The sequence below is a fragment of the uncultured Methylovirgula sp. genome, assembly GCF_947646745.1.
In the GTDB taxonomy this organism is placed as follows: domain Bacteria; phylum Pseudomonadota; class Alphaproteobacteria; order Rhizobiales; family Beijerinckiaceae; genus Methylovirgula.
Map to the genome: position 1 here is coordinate 1 of NZ_CANSHK010000050.1, position 18,658 is coordinate 18,658.

Here is an 18,658-nt window from a genome sequence, read left to right on the forward strand (position 1 = left end):
TGCGGTTTTGCGCGAAGGCGCCATCGCCGCCGCGCTGACCGGCCTGATGATTCTGATCTTTCTCGGCAGCTGGCGCTCGACCGTCATCATCCTGGTGTCGATTCCGCTGGCCATCCTCGGCGCCATTGCGGCGCTGTCGGCGACCGGCGAGACCATTAACGTCATGACGCTCGGCGGCCTGGCGCTGGCGGTCGGCATTCTCGTCGACGATGCGACCGTGACGATCGAAAACATCAATTGGCACCTGGAGCAGGGCAAAGAGATCGAAGTCGCAATTCTCGATGGCGCACGCCAGATCGTCGTGCCGGCGACGGTCTCGCTGCTTTGCATCTGCATTGTCTTCGTGCCGATGTTCGGGCTTGGCGGCGTTTCCGGCTATCTGTTCCGGCCCATGGCGAAAGCCGTCGTCTTCGCGCTTTGCTTCTCCTACCTGCTTTCCCGCACGTTGGTGAATACGCTGGCGCGCTATCTGCTCGCCGCGCAGGCCGGACATCAGCATGGCCATGATCACCTTGCCGGAACGCCGCACAGCCACAATCCGTTGATCCGGTTTCAGCGCGGGTTCGAGCATCGGTTCGAGAATTTTCGCGGCGGCTATCGCCGTATTCTTGAACTTGCTCTCGCGCGGCGACGCACGTTTCTCATAGGATTCATGTGCGTCGTATTCGTCTCGTTCGCGCTCGCGCCGTTTCTCGGCCAGAACTTCTTTCCCACCATTACGTCCGATCAGATCAAGCTGCACGTTCGCGCCCAGACCGGCACGAGGATCGAGGAGACTTCGGCGCTGTGTGACAAGATCGAAGGTTCGATCCGCGATCTTCTTCCCGGCGGGGTCAAATCGATCGTCGACAATATCGGCCTGCCGATCAGCGGCATCAACATGGCCTATGCCAATTCCGGCAGTATCAGCGCGGCCGATGCCGATATTCTGATTTCGCTCGCGCCGGAGGAAGCCGAAAAATCCGGCGATGCGGTCGAGGCGCTGCGGAAAAAACTTCCGCGGCTTTATCCGGGCACGACCTTCGCCTTCTTGCCGGCCGATATGGTGAGCCAAATTCTCAATTTCGGCCTGCCGGCGCCGATCGACGTTCAAATCATCGGTCATGACATCGAGGCCGACCGGACCTATGCCAACAAGATATTTGCGCGAATCGCCAATGTCTCCGGCGTTGCCGACGCGCGGATCCAGCAAGCATTCAATGCGCCGACCTTATTCGTCGATGTCAACCGCTCGCTGGCCGACACGACCGGGCTCACCGAAAAAGACATTGCAATGTCGGTGCAGGACACGCTGGCCGGCAGCGTGCAAAGCGCACCGACCTTCTGGCTCAATCCCAAGAACGGCGTCTCGTATCCGATCGTGGTGCAAACGCCGCAATATTGGCAGGATACGCTCGGTGATCTCGCCAATGTCCCGGTGACCGCGACGGATACGTCGCAATTGCTCGGTGGCGTGGCGACGATCCGGCGCGGCTTCAGCAGCGCCGTCGTCTCGCATTACAATGTGCAGCCGGTCGTCGATATCTATGCGACGACGCACGGCCGCGATCTCGGCGGTGTCGCGACGGACATCCAGAAAATTCTCGACTCGACGGCGAAGGAGGCACCGCCCGGCTCGACGGTCGTGTTGCGCGGCCAGGTCAGTACGATGAAACAGGCCTACGCCCAGCTTTTTGGCGGCCTCGCCTTGGCGATCGTGCTGATCTATCTGCTCATCGTCGTCAATTTCCAATCCTGGCTCGATCCTTTCGTCATCGTCAGCGCGCTGCCGGCGGCGCTCGCCGGTATCGTCTGGATGCTCTTCGGCACCTATACGACGCTCTCCGTGCCGGCGTTGACCGGCGCCATCCTCTGTATGGGCGTCGCCACCGCCAACAGCATTCTCGTCGTCAGTTTCGCGCGCGAAAAATTGGCGCAGGGTGCCGATGCGGTCGCCGCGGCGCTCGATGCCGGCGTGACGCGCTTCCGCCCCGTGCTGATGACGGCGCTCGCCATGATCATCGGCATGCTGCCGATGGCGCTTAGCGCCGAGCAGAACGCGCCGCTCGGACGCGCTGTCATCGGCGGCTTGATCTGCGCGACCTGTGCGACGCTCGTCTTCGTCCCGGTTCTTTTCGCCTTGGTTCACACCCGCCGCCCGGCGCCGCCGGCCGCTGCGCAAAATCGACACGAACATCTGGTCCAGAGCTAGACGCCAATGCATGACAACGTGACCAAATCGGTCAAGACACGCGGCAGGCTTGCCCGCAAAGTCCTATGGCGTCTGCTGCTCGTCGCCGTAGCGGCGGCGGTGCTGGCTTTTTTCGGCATTACGAGCCGCGAAAAACAGGAGAGCGATCTTGCTCGCCTGACGCAAGACGAAGCCGTTCCGACGGTCGATCTGGTCAATCCCGAACGCGGCACGGCTGCGCAGCATCTAGTCCTGCCGGGCGAAGTGCAAGCTTGGTATAGCGCGCCGATCTATGCGCGCGTCAGCGGCTACGTCAAAATGTGGTACAAGGACATCGGCGCGAAGGTCAAAGCCGGCGATGTTCTGGCCGAGATCGATACGCCGGATCTCGATCAGCAATATGAGCAGGCGAAAGGCGAACTCGCCAAGGCCAAAGCGGACGAGGCGCTGGCCGAACTGACCGCGAAGCGCTGGCAGGCCATGCGCGCGACCGATGCCGTCTCGCAGCAGACGGCCGACGAGAAAGTCGGCGACTATAATGCGAAGAAGGCGGAGGTCGCAGCCGCCGCGGCCAATGTCGCCCGGCTCCAGGCCCTCGAAGGCTTTAAGAAGATCGTCGCGCCGTTCGACGGTGTGGTGACTGCGCGCAAAATCGATGTCGGCGCGCTGGTGAATTCGACGCCGGGCAATGCGCCGGATCTTTTCGATGTCGCCGATGTGCATGAGATGCGCATCTACGTCGATGTGCCGCAAGCTTTCAGCGCCGAGATTCACCTCGGCATGACGGCCGAGCTGAAACTGCCGCAATTTCCCAACCAGCTTTTCGTGGCGAAAGTCGCAACGACGTCCGACGCGATCTCCCAGCATTCGCGCTCGCTACTCGTTGAACTGCGCCGCAATAACAAGGACGGTCTGTTGCAGCCGGGCGCCTTCGTGGAAGTCGATTTCAATCTACCGCCGGACCCGAATGCCTTGCGAATTCCGGCTAGCGCGCTGATCTTCCGGCGGACCGGACCGGAAGTCGCGACCGTCAATTCGGACGACAAAGTAGTACTCAAACCGGTCGTCGTCGGACGCGATCTCGGCACCGAGGTCGAAATTAAATCGGGCTTATCGCCCCAAGATCGCCTTATCAGGAGCCCATCCGATTCGGTCGCCGATGGCGAACGTGTCAGGATCGCCGGCGGTACGGCGGCTGGCCTCGAGCCAAGCGCGCATTAGCCGGTAGGAGGGGGCATGAAATATCGGGCTCTTTCGGCGCTAGCGCCGGCACTTGTGCTCGCGGCCTGCGACCTCGCGCCCGCCTATCGTCCGCCGGTGATTGCGGTGCCGGTCCATTACAAGGAGGCCGGCGATTGGCAGCTTGCGGCGCCGCGCGACGATCACGGCCCCTGGTGGCAGGTCTTTCGGGATCCAAAGCTCGACGAACTCGAACCGCAGGTCGAGGCGGCGAACCAGGATCTTGCGGCGGCGCGGGCGAATTATCTACAGGCGCGTGATTTCGTCGCCGAAGCGCAGGCGGCGCTTTATCCGCATATCGGCACCGAGGCGACCTTCTCCGACAACCGGCAATCGAACAACCGCCCGACGCGTGGCGCCAACGAGCCGGATTATTACGGGGCCAATACGATCGACGGCCAAGCCTCCTATGAAGTCGACCTCTGGGGCCGCATCCGCGACAACATTGCGGCGCACAAAGCCGACGCACAGGCAAGTTTGGCCGATCTCGCCGCTGCGCGGCTGAGCTTGCAGGCGGAGCTGGCGCGCGATTATCTCGGCCTGCGCGGCCTCGACCGGGAAATCAAGCTGTTGCGCGACACGGTCGCGGCCTACAGCGATGCGCTGAAACTGACGCAAGAGCGGTTGAGCGGTAAAATCGGGGCGCCAATCGACGTCGCCCGCGCCGAGGTGCAACTCGACACCGCGAGGGCGCAATTGGCCGATCTCAGCGGCCCGCGCGCGCTTTTCGAACACGCGATCGCGACTCTGATCGGCCGGCCGGCCTCGACCTTCACGCTCGCGCCGACGGGGCGCGGCGGGGCTTTGCCGACGATCCCGCATGGCGTGCCTTCGACCTTGTTGGAACGGCGGCCTGACATTGCCGCAGCGGAGCGCGAGACGGCCGCCGCAAATGAATCGATCGGCATCGCTCGGGCCGCTTTCTTCCCTCGCTTCACGATCAATCTTTTCGCCGGCGAGCAGGATACCGGCTTCAATCTCGTCAATCTCGGCAACAGTCTCTGGTCCGTCGGACCATCGATTTCTCTGCCGCTTTTCGACGCGGGCCGCAGGCAAGCCCATCTCGCAGCGACCGAGGCGGCCTATCTGCAAACCGTCGCGCAATATCGTGCCACGGTGCTGAAGGCGATCCAGGAGGTTGAGGACAATCTTGCCTTGTTGCGGTCTCTGCGGATCGAAGCGGCCGACGTCGATGCGTCTGCGGTTTCGGCGCAGCGCGCATCGAACCTTGCTTTGACCTCCTACAAAGAAGGCGGATCGAATTTTCTTGATGTGATCATTGCCCAGACTGCGGCGCTTGACGCGCAGCGTGCGGCCTTGCTGGTCTCGACGCGTCGCATGCAGACGAGCGTTGCGCTCATCCTTGCGCTCGGCGGCGATTGGAGCGTCGACGAACTGGCTGCCGCAAGCGATCAATGAAGCCGCTCAACCGTAGCAAGCGCTCAAGCCCAGAAATGCGCCCTCAATCGATCTTCGGCACCTGCAGCGGCGCAAAGTCCTGGTCCGCACCGTCAATATGCGTCCGGTTGTCGGAGACATGCAGTCTGCCGCAGGCAACGAGCGCCAGCGCCGCCGGATAGATCAGGTGCTCCTGCACCAGCACGCGCGCGGCCAAAGTCTCCGGCGTGTCGTCGTCATGCACGCCAACGGCGGCCTGCGCGATGATCGGACCTTCGTCCATTTCGGGCACGACGAAATGCACCGTGCAGCCATGGATTTTAACGCCATCCGCCAGCGCGCGCTCATGCGTATGCAGGCCGCGATAGGCGGGCAACAGGGCAGGGTGGATATTGATGAGCCGCTGCGCCCAGGCGCGGACGAAATGCGGTGTCAAGAGCCGCATGAAGCCGGCGAGGCAGATCAATTCGATGCGGTGCAGGTCGAGCAGAACCTCGATTGATTTTTCGAATTCGTCACGCCCGGCATAGATCTTGTGATCGACGGCGGCGGTCGGGATGCCTTCCGCTTTGGCGAAGGCAAGGCCTTCGGCCTCCGGCCGGTTCGAGAGGACGAGGGCGATCATGGCCGGATAATCGGGCGCTCGCGCGGCCTCGATCAGAGCACGCATGTTCGAACCGCGACCCGAAATGAAGATCGCCGTGCGCTTGCGGTGCATCACAGGGCCAATCGCCCGGCGGCAATGACGCGCGGTCCGCTCGGCGCGGCGATGACATGGCCAATTCGGACGGCTTCTTCGCCGGCGCCGCGCAAGGCCGCGGCAACGGCCTCGGCCTCCGCGGCCGCGACAATGACAACCATGCCGATCCCGCAATTGAAGGTGCGGAGCATTTCCGCTTCCCCCACCGGCCCCTCGGCGGCGAGCCAGCGGAAAACCGGCGGGACGGGAATCGCGGCGAGATCGAGCTTTATGCCGAGGCCTTGCGGCAACACGCGCGGCAGATTATCGGGAAAGCCGCCGCCGGTGATATGCGCCAAAGCCTTGATCGGCGCGCCCGCCCGCAGGGCCTGCAGGATGGGCCGCACGTAAATGCGCGTCGGTGTCAGCAGGGCTTCGGCGAGCGAAATCTGCGAAGCAAACGGAGCCGGGCCCGCAAGCGCCAGACCGGCATCGGCGACGATGCGGCGGACGAGCGAAAAGCCGTTCGAATGCAGGCCCGAGGCGCTGAGCCCGAGGACGCTATCGCCTGCGGCGATGCCCGGTCTCGGCAGCAGGCCATCACGCTCGACGGCACCCACGGCGAAGCCGGCGAGATCGTAGTCCTTGCCGGCGTAAAGGCCCGGCATTTCGGCCGTCTCGCCGCCGATCAGCGCGGCGCCGGCCTCGCGGCAGCCCTGCGCAATGCCGGCAACGACCTCGGCCCCGACCTCGGGATCAAGCCGGCCCGTTGCATAATAATCGAGAAAGAACAGCGGTTCGGCGCCCTGGACGATGAGGTCGTTGACGCACATAGCGACAAGATCGATGCCGATCGTCTGATGGCGGTTGCTTTCGACGGCGAGCTTTACCTTCGAACCGACGCCGTCATTCGCGGCGACCAGAATCGGATCGCGGAATCCCGCGGCCTTCAGATCGAAAAGGCCGCCGAAGCCGCCGATTTCCGCGTCGGCGCCGGCGCGCCGGGTCGCCCGTACCAGCGGTTTGATTTTCTCGACCATAGCGTTGCCAGCGTCGATGTCGACGCCGGAATCGGCATAGGTCAATTGCTTTTTTGACGCCATTTTTGCCCCTTGCTGAAGGCGTAGCGTTTCGCCCGACGCAAGGCAAGCGCCGGCCCCGTGCAGTCCGCCGCACCCCCAAATTCGCCGAATTGCGGCAGGAAGGCTAGGTTGCCGGTCTGGCGCGGCCGCGGCTTGGGAGGATCATGAACGTCTATACGAGTTTGCCAAATCTGATCACCTTGGCGCGGCTCGGGCTCGTTCCGATCGTCATCGCAATGATCTCGGCCGGCCGCTGGCCCGAGGCCTGTTTGATCTTTATCATCGCCGGAGCGTCGGACGCGATCGACGGCTGGCTGGCGAAAACGTTCAACCTGCGCACCGAACTCGGCGCCTATCTCGATCCCGTCGCCGATAAGGCTTTGCTGGTCTCGATTTATGTCGCGCTGTCGGTTTATGGCGCCGTGCCGGCGTGGCTGACGATCGTCGTCGTCACGCGCGATGTCATGATCATCGGCGCGCTGATGATCTCCTGGCTCATGAATAAGCCGGTCGCGATCCGGCCGCTGTGGATATCGAAGACGAATACTGCGGCGCAGATTGCCTTCGCCGCCGCGGTCCTCGGCGCCAAGGCGTTTCAATTCACGCTGGGGCCATGGTTTATCGTTTCGGCCGTCAGCGTCGCGGCATTGACGCTGGCGTCGCTGGCGGCCTATCTGGCGATCTGGGCCCGGCACATGAGCCTATGAATGCGCGGCAAATCTCCGCTGCGGTGAGGTCGTTCTCATGCGGATCGAGTGGCAGATCGTTTTCTGGGTTGCGGCGCTCGCCTTCGTCGGTCTGCTTCTGTGGCTCTTCAACGGCGTCATCATGCCGTTTGCCGCGGCCTTCGTCATCGCCTATTTGCTGGACCCGCTCGCCGTTCATCTGCAACGCCTCGGCTTGAATCGTCTTTCGGCGACGCTCGTCATCCTGTTCGGCTTCGTCATCGTCCTCGCCCTCATCCTGGTTTTGATCGTCCCGATCCTGACGCATCAGTTCGCCGCCTTCATTCAGGTATTGCCCAGCGTTCTGAACAAGCTCCAGGGCCTCGTCTCGGGCGCCGTGAGGACACTCGGAGCGCAATATGCCGAGCCTTTGCTGCGAAAGCTCGGTTTGCGGGGTTCCGGCCTTCCGAGCATTTCGACGAGCGTCGGCGACATCGCCGGTCAGGCGGCCGGCTGGATGGCGGGCGTCCTCAATTCTCTCGTCGTACATGGCGCGGCTTTGATCAGCCTGATGTCGCTCTTGATCGTGACGCCGGTCGTCGCCTTCTACATGCTGCTCGACTATCACCGCATCATCGCCGCGGCGGACAGTCTTATCCCGTTGCGCTATCGCAGCGTCGTGCACCAGCTCGCGCATCAGATCGACAAGACCATGTCGGGCTTTCTGCGCGGCCAGTCGCTGGTCTGCCTGTTCCTCGGCCTCTGGTATGGTCTCGGCCTGTCGATCGTCGGCGTCAATTTCGGCTTGCTGATCGGCATTACGGGCGGATTCCTGAGCTTCATTCCCTATGTCGGCTCGATGGTCGTGCTGATCGCTGCGGCGATGATTTCGCTGGTGGAGGGCTGGCCGCATTGGGGGCTGTTTGCCTCGGCGATGGTCGTGGTCGTGATCGGCCAATTTCTCGAAGGCAATGTCATTTCGCCGAAGCTCGTCGGCGACAATGTCGGTCTGCATCCGGTCTGGCTGATGTTTGCCTTGCTTGCCTTCGGCAGCGTGCTCGGTTTCACGGGCCTTATCATCGCCGTGCCGGTCGCGGCGGCTGCCGGCGTCATTCTGCGCTTCATGGTGCAGAAATACCGCGCGAGCCATCTCTATTCGAGTCTTCCGGAGGCGCATATGATCATCTTGACGGACGTCGTGAAAGCGCCCGAAGAGCACTGAGATGGGTGCCGGATTGCGTCCTTCGCGCTGGCAGCAACTCGGCCTCGAATTGCCGCTCAAGCCGCAATTTTCCCGCGACGATTTCCTCGTCTCGGAGTCGAACGCGGACGCGTTGCGCCTGATCGAAGCCTGGCCGCACTGGCCCGACCAGGTTCTGCTCCTTGTCGGTGCGCCGGGCAGCGGCAAGAGCCATCTTGCGGCCATATGGGCGGCAGAGGTGGGCGCCGAGATCATGTCCGGCGAAGCGCTTGCCACGGCCGACATCGCCGCGCTGAGCGACAGACCGGCGCTGGCGATCGATGCCGCCGACCGGCTCGGCGCCGCGGAAGCACCGCTGTTTCATCTCCTCAATCTCGCCCGCCAAGAAAATATGAGTGTGCTGCTGACGGCGCGAACCCATCCCGACCACTGGGGTCTCAAGACCCCGGATCTCTTGTCGCGACTGCGCCTCGCGCCGAGCGTCACGCTGGGTGCGCCCGATGACGCGCTGCTTCATTCGGTGCTGCGGAAGCTCTTTCGCGACCGCCAATTGCTGGTCGACCCGGCCATTATCGATCTCATCGCTTTGCACATCGATCGTTCGCTCGATGTCGCGCGCGCCTTCGTCGCGCACATCGACCGCATCGCGCTGGCGCGCGGCAGCGCGGTGACGCGCGCCTTGGTGCGGGAACTTTTGCCCGACGTCAACGACACCACCGATTGAGGTTCCCCGGGAAATTTTCTCGCCGGGCCGGTGTTGACCGGTCCCGGTGCGGCGCCTAAAGCCTTGGCGCTATTCCGGGAGACTTCGCGTGCACCGTTTAAGAGCCATTTCGATCCTGTTTGCCTTGGCGCCGCTTTTCGCCGGCGTGGCTGCCGCGGACGAGAAGAAACCCGCCGCCAGCAAACCGGCGCCCGTGAGCAACCAGCCTGAGACCACGACCGCCACGTTCGGCCAATGGACCTTGCGGTGCGTGCGCCGCGCCGATGTCAACAATAACCAAAAGATCTGCGAGATCGACGCGGCGGTCGCGCCGCAGAACCAACCGAATACGGTCTTCCGCATCGGCGTCGCCCATCCGCTCGGCGAAGATAAAGCGCAGTTGCGGATCACCGTGGCCGTGCCGCCCATCGTCTTCATTCCGACCGCGCCGGTGATCAAAGCCAAGCCCGACGAGCCGGGCGTTCCGCTCACCTGGCGGCAATGCTTCGGCGGCGCTTGTTTTGCCGAAGCGGTGGTGCCACCGGCAGAAATCGAAGTCTGGCGTGCGGTCGAGGCGGATACCGGTCGCATCCAGTTTTCGCCGATGCCGAACCGCAATATCGCCGTGCAATTCTCCTTGCGCGGCTTTGCCCAGGCGCTCGATGCGCTCGACAAGGTGAAGCCCTGAGCCGTTCCTTGCGAGGGTGCTGGAAACGCGGCCGTGCGCTCCGCGGCTGCGGCCAAACGACGATGGCGATGTCTGAAGCGGGCGATATCCGAATAAAGCAAGGACCGATGCGCCGTTCATCCGGGCTGCACCGGTCCTGCTTGCAAAACCCCGCCGGGTTGGGCGACCAGCGGGGCAATTAGGGGGTATCGAGGCCTACTCGACATGCGGATAACGTCTCAGCTGCGCTATGGTTCCGCGCGAAATGAAAAAAGCCGGGCGAACGCGCGCACGGTTGGTCAGGCCGAATTTGGTCGACCGCTTATGTTCCAACGTCGCAGAAAGCCATCGAAGGCTAGCGGCCCTGAACCTCCGAGAACCAAAGCCGCCAAACCGGCAAGATAAAGAAGATCCGTTTCATAGCCTGGTTGCCCAAATCGAGCCCCATCGGGCGTGATGGCCTGAAGCTTGATCGAACTGAACCCGTTCGGCAGGTGCACCGTGATGATCGCAACTGCCAGAACGATCGCCATCGGAATGCTCGCCACGGGAATGAAGGCGCCTGCGAGCACAGCGAAACCGCCGAAAAGCTCGGTGAGAATTGTCGCCCAGGCGAGAAGGCCGGGAACCGGCATATGGAGGGCTGCGAGAATCGCCGTGAAGTGTTCCGGGCCTCGCGCAAGCTTTGCCCAGCCGTGCTCCATGAATCCATATCCGATGATCAGACGAAGCGGGAGGGCCCACCAAGCTTTTTCGCGCGACTGCAAAATTCGGTCCATGCTGTGATCCTGGAGTTTGTCTATGCTGTCCTTTCGTTTTGACGGGTGGACTTGCTACGCCGCGCGGCGATATTTGTGCGCATCCGTGGGAATAACACTTATTCCGGATTTGAATTGATCGCCGACGCCGGGCCCTGCGGCGACAAGGCGATGGGGCGTGGGCAGGATCGTTGCGCCTCGGCTTCTCCGAAAACCGCTTCGCACTTTGCGGTCCGATGCTCTATAGGGTCCGGGCATAGACGAGCCTCAGCCGATCATGCCGCTCTATTTCGCCTATGGCGCCAATATGAATGTCGCTGCCATGCTCCAGCGCGCGCCCCGTTCGCGCGTGCTCGGCCGGGCAAAGCTCGCGCGGCACAAGTTCTTCATCATGAAGTCTGGCTTTGCATCGGTGAGGCGCGACCCCTATGCCGATGTGCATGGCGTCCTCTTCGATCTCGCGCTCTCCGACGTGCCGGCGCTGGACCGCTATGAGGAAGTCGGCCGCGGCCTTTATACCAAGGTGACTCAGCCTGTTCTGCGCGAGGGAACCGCATCCGTCCGCGCGTTGGTCTATCTCGGCGCCAGCGCAGCGGAAGGCAGGCCGAGCGCCGCCTATCTCGATGCCATTCTGGAAGGCGCCAGGGAAAACGGCCTGCCGGAGGATTACATCGCGTTTCTCGCCGGCTTCGGCGGTGTCGAGGCGGGGCAGGGCGGCCGCCTGCGCGCCATCAAAGCGAAGGATGTCTGACGTGCCCGCCGCGATCGCGCGCGATGTCGCAATCCTGCGCAGCACGGTGACGGCGTGGCGCGCGGCCGGCGCGCGCATTGCGCTGGTGCCGACGATGGGCGCGCTGCATGAAGGCCATCTGTCGCTCGTCGCCACGGCGAAGGCGCGTGCTGACCGCGTCATCCTGTCGATCTTCGTGAACCCTGCACAATTCGCGCCCAGCGAAGACTTCGGCGCCTATCCGCGCAGCTTCGCGCAAGACGTTGCGGCATTCACCGCGGCGGGCGGCGATCTCGTCTTCGCGCCGGAGATTGCCGAGGTCTATCCGGCGGGCTTTGCCACCAAGGTCAGTCTCGCAGGGCCGGCAACCGCGGGGCTTGAAGACAAATTCCGTCCCGATCATTTCGCTGGCGTCGCGACGGTCGTCGCCAAACTGCTGATCATGGCCAAGCCCGATTTCGCGGTCTTCGGCGAGAAGTATTATCAGCAGCTCGCAGTGATCCGCCAGATGGCCCGCGATCTCAATCTGGAGCCTGAGATTGTCGGTGCCCCGACGGTGCGGGCCGAAGACGGGCTCGCGCTCTCTTCGCGCAATGTCTATCTGACGCCGCAGGAGCGCGGCACGGCCCCGCTCCTGCATGCCGCGCTTGAGCAGTGCCGTCAGGCCATCGCATCCGGCGTCGCGGTCGATGCGGCCGTGGCGAAGGCACAAGCCACGCTCGCCGCCGCCGGTTTCGCCGTCGATTATGTCGCCGCGCGGCATGCCGAGACGCTGGCGCCGCTGGTGTCTGCGGCCGATGGGCCGATCCGCCTGCTTGTCGCCGCCCGGCTGGGGACGACGCGGCTTATCGACAATATCGCCGCTTAGCGGCAGTGGCGTGCGATGGCGGCTAAGCTTGCTTACGCAGGACCGCCGCTTCACATTTCTTCGCACCGCTTCGGACCACAGAGGCGGCCAAATGTTCAAGGGCTCGATTCGGACAAAACCGTTTCGCGGCCGATGCTCAAGGGAGGAAAGATGCGGATCGGCGTCGATCTCGGCGGCACGAAAATCGAAGCGATTGCGCTCGGCGATCACGGCGAAACCCTCGACCGCCGGCGCACGCCGACGCCAACCGGCGATTATCAGGCCATCCTCGACGCGATCGGCGATCTTGTCGTCGGGCTCGAAGCCGACTTCGGCGAGAAGGCCACGGTCGGCATTGCAACGCCGGGTTCGATGTCGCCGAAGACCGGCTTGATGCGCAATTCCAATACGCTGATCATGAACGGCCGGCCTTTCGTCCGCGACATCGCCAAAGTGCTCGCCCGCGATATTCACACTGAAAACGACGCCAATTGTCTGGCGCTGTCGGAAGCGGTCGACGGGGCCGCGGCGGATGCCGCTTCGGTCTTTGGCGTGATCCTTGGGACGGGAGTCGGCGGCGGCCTCGTTCTCGACCGCAAGCTCATCACCGGCCACAATCGAGTGGCCGGAGAATGGGGCCACACCCCGCTGCCTCTCAATGAAGTCGAGCGGCGGCTGCCGCCGCGACAATGTTTCTGCGGCCATCTCGATTGTATCGAGACCTTTCTTTGCGGCGGCGCCTTCGCGGCCGAGCATCGCCAGCGGACCGGCCGGGACTTGAGCGCGACCTTGATCGGCGAAGCCGCCGCGTCAGGCGATGCGGCGGCGCAGGCCACGCTTGAGATTTACGTCGACAGGCTGGCGCGGGCGCTGGCTGTGGTTACGAACATCGTCGATCCCGACGTGATCGTCTTCGGCGGCGGCGTTTCCAAGATTGCGCAGCTTTACGATCTGCTGCCGCCGCTGCTTGCCCGCTATGTCTTCTCGGACGTGATGACGACGCGGGTCTTGCAGGCCAAGCACGGCGATTCGAGCGGCGTGCGTGGCGCGGCCTGGCTTTGGCCGCCGGATTAAGCCTTGGCGCGCTTCTGCGCCAGCAGTCTGTCGTATTCGGCCCGGACGAGGTCCGGCCCATAAATGCGCTCCAGCCGGCGGACCGTGAAATGGCCTTCGGCAATCGATTGGAAGTGGTCGATGAAAGCATAATTGACGGCAGCGCCGCCGGCCGCGCCGACGATCGGCACGGCCTGGGCTGCGAGCTTCTGCGACACGACCATGCCGAAACGCGTCGCGATCTGGGAAATGAGCCGCACGATTACCGGCGCGCCCTCCTCGGCGAGGCCGCGATTGACGACGAAGCGCGCCGCCTCGCTCACGGATTTGGCGAGAATGCCGCGGACCGAAAAATAGCTGCTTTCGAGTGCCAGCCGGTCTTCCTTGCCGGTGCCAAGGGCAAAGACCTGAAGACAAGCCAGCGCCGCCTCCGGCTGCGAGAGGTCTTCGCCCGAGGCACGGGCGATCGCGGCGATCGAGCGCAGCATCACGACGGTCGAAAACGGTAGTTCGACCGGCAGCGCAGCAAAGCCGAAGGCACCGCCAAGCGTGCCCGAAAGCGTCGCGACCGCCTTATGGGCGGCCCGCTGACCGCCGCCAGCGCGCGGCCGGAGCGTGCGCAGCGCCGTCGAAAAAGCGGTGCGGATAGCGCCTTCGACGGCACGATCGGCAACGGTCGCGACCGGTTGCGGCAGCATCCGGCCGAGCCGCTCGATCTCATGGCCGAGCGCATTGGCAAGCTTTGTTGCAAAGCTGCTGTGTTCAAGCTGGTCGACGGCGCGGGCGAGCACCGCCCTATCCTCCGGCGACAAGTCGCCGGGGAGGATGGTGACCGCCGTAAACGATTCACTCGGGCGCTCGAAAAGGGACATCGGTCGATCCTGCTGCGCGCTGAGACGCAAAACGAGAATATGAGGCTGCCGGGAAACATCGCCAAGGCCGGCGCGTCGCGGCGCGCCAAGGCTTGTGCGTTTTCGCCGGCTGAGGATGATCGCTAAAATTCGAGCTTATTTTGCAAGCGATTGGTTTCGCTAGATTTTATTCGAATACGAAAAGCCGGTTTCGATAAAATTCGATCTATTCATTTAGAGCGCCGGCAAACCACGCGAACCATCGTGCCCCTGACGAAAGGCGGGGGATTTCAGCATGTTCCGTGTTCTGGCCGGGCGCCTTTGCGCGCTGGCGATGATCTCTGCGGCGGCCGCGTCGCCGGCTTTGACATCGCCGGCCCGGATCGCCACCGCAAGCTATGCCGCGATCGGCGATACCACCAGCGTGCCTTACGGCTGGGTCGACTTCTGCCGCCGCTACGCCGGCGAATGCGATCACGGACAATTGCCGCCCCTCGACGTCAATCTCTCGGCCAAGGCCTTCGAACAGATCGACCACGTCAACAAATGGGTCAATGCGACGATCGCGCCGATCACCGATTGGGACCATTGGCATGTCGTCGATCAATGGGATTATCCGACCGACGGAAAGGGCGATTGCGAAGATTATGCGCTTTTCAAGCGCCGGCTGCTGATCGCGCTCGGCTTCCCCCGCCAGGCGCTGCTGATGACCGTGGTTAAGGACGAGAACAACGAAGGCCACGCCATTCTGACGGTGAAGACCAATCACGGCGAGTTCGTGCTCGATAATCTCACCGACGCGATCAAGCCGTGGGACGCGACCCCTTATCGTTTCGTCAAGCGCCAGTCGCAGAGCGACGAGAATGTCTGGGTCGAGATCGGCCCGCCGACGTCAGCCCCGGCCATCGTATCGCGCTGATGCCGCCGAGGCGCGCTGCCTAAACGTAAGCATAGGCCGCGCCGATGCATCCCAAAGCCCCGAGAACGAGGGCCGTGTACCAGGGCCAGCGTGCGCCCTGCCGGACGATGGCGATCGTGGCGATGGCGATCGAAATATGCAGCAGCGTCACCGCGACGGTCAGGATCTGATGGCGGTGCTCGTGCTTCTCGCTCGAGCGTAATTTCTGCTCCGTCATATCCTCTTCGGTCTTGGCCTGAAGCTGGATCGACAATTGGTCGTCGCCGTTCTTCTTGGCGAGGGCCTTGAAATTGTCGGCGTTGGCGCCGGGGCCGGCCAGAACGGCCGCCACCTCATAGAGATTCTTCTTGAGGCTTTTGGCCTGGTAGAAATTCCAGGTGTCGGTCGCTTTATCCTGGAAGAGGACCGCTTCGTTCTTGGCGTCGATTGTCGCTGCCGTCTCGATCGTCTCAAGGCTGCCGATGAAAGCTGCGATCACCGCCAGAATTGCGATCGTGACGGCGACGAGTGCCAAAAACGGATCGCCGGAATGCGCGGCATGTTCGGCATGTTCGGTATGCTCGAAATGTTCGGTCGGGGCGGCGTCGGACATCATTTCCCCTCAGAGTCGGGTGGCCTGGATGGAGGGCGTCACCTGTCGCATCTTGGCCGCGGCTTTGCAAATCTTGGCCGCCGCGGCTTTGCGACTTGAGGGCGGGGCGTCCGGCCACCGCATGGACAGACATTCGGGCGCGCCCTATAAGCCGGCGAGATCGCGCGGCACAGGTTAGGACTGCGAGTGATGGCGCTTCAGACGGATTTAACGGCAGGGGATTTCGCGACACTGCGTCAGACCATGGTCGAATGCCAGATCCGGACGTTCGATGTGACCGACCATGCGGTCATCGCCCGGTTTCTCGACGTGGCGCGGGAAAATTTCGTGCCGGCGGCGGCGCGCGGCCTCGCTTATTCAGACACGGCTTTGAAGATCGCGGCAGGGCGTCGCCTGCTGACGCCGATGGTGCTGGCGCGAATGATCCAGGCCGCCGGTGTGAAGCCGGACGACCGGGTTCTCGATGTCGCCCCCGGCACCGGCTATTCGACTGCGATTCTGGCCGGCCTGGCGCAGAGGGTCGTCGCGCTCGAATCAGATCCTGAGCTCGAAGCGTTGACGAAAGCCAATCTGGCGGCGGCCGGTTTCAGCAATGTGCCTGTCTTCGGTGGCCCGCTCCATGACGGTGTGGCGTCGGCGGCGCCGTTCGACGTTATTTTCATCAATGGTGCGGTCGAAGCGCGTCTCGATCCCCTCTGCGCCCAATTGCGCGATTGTGGAAAACTCATCGCGCTGTGGCGGACGCCGGGCGCAGCCAATCAGCATGCATGCCGTGCGGTTCTCTTCGAAAGAAATTCCGGCGCGGTGAGTCGGCGGGATCTGTTCGACGCCGCGGGCCCGCTCCTTGACGCGTTCCGCGCCGAGCCGGCGTTTGTCTTCTGATCCGCGCGCCGGATTGCCTCGATCCGTACCAAAACTGCGCGTCTATCCGTACCGCTTTGATGTGTCGCATTTTTGCGCCACCCGGCCACTTTCTGGCGCCACAGGCTTGGCGCTGGGCCGGGGAGGGGCTTAATACCGAAGGGGTCGCGGATTGGGCCGATTGTCGGTCTGCTGCACGCTTCGTATCGAAGCAATGTTGGAGCTCAAGGTTGATCAAAAGCTGGTTTCGGACCGGCCGGCGTGCCTCGCGTGATCAGGGCCGCTGCCTTGCTTCTTGCGCCGGCGCTCAGGCGTCGGCGATCGTCGCTGTTTCCGTCGTGGCTCTTGCAGCCACGGCCGTCTCCGGCGCCCGCGCCGAGACCATGTCGAGCGCTCTGGCGCGCGCCTATCAGAGCAATCCGGACCTCAACCAGCAGCGGGCCGGTGTGCGGGCGCAGGACGAGAACGTTCCGCGCGCCACCTCGGCCTATCGCCCAACGGTCACCGCGACCGGGCAATTCGGCTACAGCAATCTCGCGCTGCATGAACCGGGCACCGTGATTTCGCCGCTGCTCGGGCTCGGAACAACGGGAACATCGGGCTCGAATTTCAACGCCTCGACCGACACCGGCGCGCTTGGCGTGACGGTGACGCAGACGATCTTCAACGGCAATCGCAATTACAATGGCGTGCGCCAGGCGGAGAGCAACGTGCTCGGCGCGCGCGAGACTTTGCGCAATACCGAAGAAAGCGTGCTGCAGAATGGCGCGACGGCCTACATGAACGTCTTGCGCGACACGGCCATTCTCGACTTGCGCAAAAACAATATCATCGTGCTCGAAGAGCAATTGCGGCAGACGCGCGACCGCTTCAATGTCGGCGAGGTCACGCGCACCGACGTGGCGCAGGCCGCCTCGAGCCTCGCTTCGGCGCGATCGGACTATTTCACGGCGCTCGCTAATCTCGAAACGAGCATCGCCAATTACCATCAAGTGATCGGCATCGACCCGACGCGGCTTCAGCCGGCGCGCTCGGTCGAGGCTCTGCTGCCGCATACTTTGAATGATGCGATCGCCGTCGCCCTGCAGGAGCATCCCGAAGTGCAGGCCGCTTTGCATCAGGTCGATTCGGCAGAGCTGCAGGTCAAGCTGATGGAAGGCCAGCTGATGCCGACCGTCACGGTCAACGGCCAAGTTGCGCAAAATTACAACGAACAAGGCGAGCCGGGACTGCGCCTCTTCAATGCGACGATACTCGGCGAAGTCTCCGTGCCGATCTACACCGGCGGCGACGTCGATGCGCAAGTCCGCCAAGCCAAGGAACAATTGTCGCAGGCGGAATTGCAGGCCGATTTGCAACGTACGCAAGTGCGCGCATTGGTGGTTTCCAATTGGGGCCTGCTCGATTCGGCCAAAGCCGTGATCGTCTCCGACCAGGCGGCGGTCAAATCGGCCGAAATCGCGCTTGAAGGTGTACGCGAGGAGGCGCGTGTCGGCCAGCGTACGACGCTCGACGTGCTCAACGCTCAGCAGACCTTGCTGAACGCGCGCGTCAGTCTTGTCTCGGCGCAGCGCGACCGCGTCGTTGCCTCGTATGCGACCTTGGCGGCGGTCGGCCAATTGTCGGCCGATTCGCTTGGCCTCGATGTCGTGCGTTATGACCCGACGGTCCACTTCAATCAGGTCAAGGACAAGTGGTTTGGTCTGCGCACGCCCGACGGACGTTGAGCGATTTGTGACGTGGCGCGCGCGATCTGCCCGGTGAAAATCAAAATAAGGCCTATCGAAATCAGGCGACTTGCGGTCTAATTGAGTCGAACTGATTTGGGGCCGATGATCCGCTGCGCGGCATGCCCCATCTGAGCAGAAAGCGTCAACGGCCATGAACGCGCCCAACGCCCTTTCGCAGGACAGAATCGCGGCCGAGCGAAAGGCCTACGAGCCCTCGATGGAAGAAATTCTCGCGTCTATCCGCCGGATCATTGCCGATGATCAAGGCTTGCCCCGTTCCGCAACGGATGCTGCCGGCGGCGCTGCGTCGGCGCCGGTCGTTGCGCCGGTCGCGACGAGCGATGCCGTGGCTCCGCCCGCGGATGAGGAAGCCCCCAATCTCGATGCCTGGACGGATCTTCCGGCCGCGGCCCCGCCTACGCCCGCGCCGGCACCCGATCCCGTGGCGCCGCCGCCTCTGCGCGCCAGCTTCGACTTCGTGCCGGGACGCGAATTCCGGCCTTTGCCCTCGCG

Annotated in this window: 18 protein-coding genes and 1 pseudogene; 14 read left to right on the forward strand and 5 right to left on the reverse strand. The window is 63.3% G+C overall.

Annotated features, from left to right (window positions below; translation table 11 throughout):
- The 3 genes from Q0025_RS13260 to Q0025_RS13270 form a co-directional block, all read left to right on the forward strand.
- Positions 1 to 2,191 (forward strand): efflux RND transporter permease subunit (locus Q0025_RS13260; protein WP_297299915.1); only part of this gene is annotated, 2,191 nt, incomplete at its 5' end.
- A 6-nt stretch (positions 2,192 to 2,197) separates the two neighbouring features.
- Positions 2,198 to 3,391, forward strand: coding sequence for an efflux RND transporter periplasmic adaptor subunit (locus Q0025_RS13265; protein ID WP_297299917.1), 1,194 nt, complete (start codon positions 2,198 to 2,200; stop codon positions 3,389 to 3,391).
- 15 nt (positions 3,392 to 3,406) lie between these two features.
- Positions 3,407 to 4,828, forward strand: a complete 1,422-nt coding sequence (locus Q0025_RS13270) for an efflux transporter outer membrane subunit (protein ID WP_297299918.1) — start codon at positions 3,407 to 3,409, stop codon at positions 4,826 to 4,828.
- A 43-nt stretch (positions 4,829 to 4,871) separates the two neighbouring features.
- Here Q0025_RS13270 and purN read toward each other — a convergent pair whose 3' ends face one another.
- Both purN and purM read right to left on the reverse strand, forming a co-directional pair.
- Entirely contained in the window at positions 4,872 to 5,525 is a 654-nt protein-coding gene (purN, locus tag Q0025_RS13275) for a phosphoribosylglycinamide formyltransferase (protein ID WP_297299949.1), read from the reverse strand.
- Positions 5,525 to 6,589, reverse strand: a complete 1,065-nt coding sequence (gene purM, locus Q0025_RS13280; protein WP_297299920.1) for a phosphoribosylformylglycinamidine cyclo-ligase — start codon at positions 6,587 to 6,589, stop codon at positions 5,525 to 5,527. Before purM ends, purN begins: the two co-directional genes overlap by 1 nt.
- 143 nt (positions 6,590 to 6,732) lie before the next feature.
- On the opposite strand from purM, the gene Q0025_RS13285 reads away from it, so the two are divergent.
- The 4 genes from Q0025_RS13285 (at position 6,733) to Q0025_RS13300 (ending at position 9,825) form a co-directional block, all read left to right on the forward strand.
- Positions 6,733 to 7,275 (forward strand): CDP-alcohol phosphatidyltransferase family protein, encoded by a 543-nt coding sequence (locus Q0025_RS13285; RefSeq protein WP_297299922.1) that lies wholly within the window; start codon positions 6,733 to 6,735, stop codon positions 7,273 to 7,275.
- A 37-nt stretch (positions 7,276 to 7,312) separates the two neighbouring features.
- The gene (locus Q0025_RS13290) at positions 7,313 to 8,455 is read left to right on the forward strand and encodes an AI-2E family transporter (RefSeq protein WP_297299924.1); all 1,143 of its coding nucleotides are present in this window, start codon (positions 7,313 to 7,315) and stop codon (positions 8,453 to 8,455) included.
- A gap of 1 nt (position 8,456) precedes the next feature.
- Positions 8,457 to 9,158, forward strand: a complete 702-nt coding sequence (locus Q0025_RS13295) for a hypothetical protein (protein WP_297299926.1) — start codon at positions 8,457 to 8,459, stop codon at positions 9,156 to 9,158.
- Positions 9,159 to 9,246: 88 nt separating this feature from the next.
- Positions 9,247 to 9,825: an invasion associated locus B family protein gene (locus tag Q0025_RS13300; RefSeq protein WP_297299928.1), complete on the forward strand. Its 579-nt coding sequence runs from the start codon at positions 9,247 to 9,249 to the stop codon at positions 9,823 to 9,825.
- Positions 9,826 to 10,103: 278 nt separating this feature from the next.
- Here Q0025_RS13300 and Q0025_RS13305 read toward each other — a convergent pair whose 3' ends face one another.
- Positions 10,104 to 10,583: a DoxX family protein gene (locus tag Q0025_RS13305; RefSeq protein WP_297299930.1), complete on the reverse strand. Its 480-nt coding sequence runs from the start codon at positions 10,581 to 10,583 to the stop codon at positions 10,104 to 10,106.
- Between the two features lie 256 nt (positions 10,584 to 10,839).
- Here Q0025_RS13305 and Q0025_RS13310 point away from each other — a divergent pair, with 256 nt between their 5' ends.
- From Q0025_RS13310 to Q0025_RS13320, 3 genes are all read left to right on the forward strand, one after another.
- Entirely contained in the window at positions 10,840 to 11,313 is a 474-nt protein-coding gene (locus Q0025_RS13310) for a gamma-glutamylcyclotransferase (RefSeq protein ID WP_297299932.1), read from the forward strand.
- The gene (panC, locus tag Q0025_RS13315; protein ID WP_297299934.1) at positions 11,306 to 12,160 is read left to right on the forward strand and encodes a pantoate--beta-alanine ligase; all 855 of its coding nucleotides are present in this window, start codon (positions 11,306 to 11,308) and stop codon (positions 12,158 to 12,160) included. Before Q0025_RS13310 ends, panC begins: the two co-directional genes overlap by 8 nt.
- Positions 12,161 to 12,310: 150 nt before the next feature.
- On the forward strand, positions 12,311 to 13,213 hold the full coding sequence (locus tag Q0025_RS13320) for an ROK family protein (protein ID WP_297299937.1): 903 nt from the start codon (positions 12,311 to 12,313) through the stop codon (positions 13,211 to 13,213).
- Here the strand turns inward: Q0025_RS13320 and Q0025_RS13325 are convergent.
- The gene (locus Q0025_RS13325; protein ID WP_297299939.1) at positions 13,210 to 14,064 is read right to left on the reverse strand and encodes an EcsC family protein; all 855 of its coding nucleotides are present in this window, start codon (positions 14,062 to 14,064) and stop codon (positions 13,210 to 13,212) included. The genes Q0025_RS13320 and Q0025_RS13325 overlap by 4 nt on opposite strands.
- A 274-nt stretch (positions 14,065 to 14,338) precedes the next feature.
- Between Q0025_RS13325 and Q0025_RS13330 the strand changes: the two genes are divergently transcribed.
- Positions 14,339 to 14,962, forward strand: a complete 624-nt coding sequence (locus Q0025_RS13330; RefSeq protein WP_297299941.1) for a transglutaminase-like cysteine peptidase — start codon at positions 14,339 to 14,341, stop codon at positions 14,960 to 14,962.
- Positions 14,963 to 14,981: 19 nt separating this feature from the next.
- Here Q0025_RS13330 and Q0025_RS13335 read toward each other — a convergent pair whose 3' ends face one another.
- Positions 14,982 to 15,554, reverse strand: a complete 573-nt coding sequence (locus Q0025_RS13335) for a DUF4337 family protein (RefSeq protein WP_297299943.1) — start codon at positions 15,552 to 15,554, stop codon at positions 14,982 to 14,984.
- 189 nt (positions 15,555 to 15,743) lie between these two features.
- Here Q0025_RS13335 and Q0025_RS13340 point away from each other — a divergent pair, with 189 nt between their 5' ends.
- From Q0025_RS13340 to Q0025_RS13350, 3 genes and pseudogenes are all read left to right on the forward strand, one after another.
- Complete coding sequence (locus tag Q0025_RS13340) at positions 15,744 to 16,436, forward strand: protein-L-isoaspartate O-methyltransferase (RefSeq protein WP_297299945.1); 693 nt, start codon at positions 15,744 to 15,746, stop codon at positions 16,434 to 16,436.
- Positions 16,437 to 16,753: 317 nt separating this feature from the next.
- Positions 16,754 to 18,142: a TolC family outer membrane protein gene (locus Q0025_RS13345; protein WP_297299947.1), complete on the forward strand. Its 1,389-nt coding sequence runs from the start codon at positions 16,754 to 16,756 to the stop codon at positions 18,140 to 18,142.
- Positions 18,143 to 18,362: 220 nt separating this feature from the next.
- A pseudogene (locus Q0025_RS13350) lies at positions 18,363 to 18,658 on the forward strand (DUF2497 domain-containing protein); the annotation flags it as partial.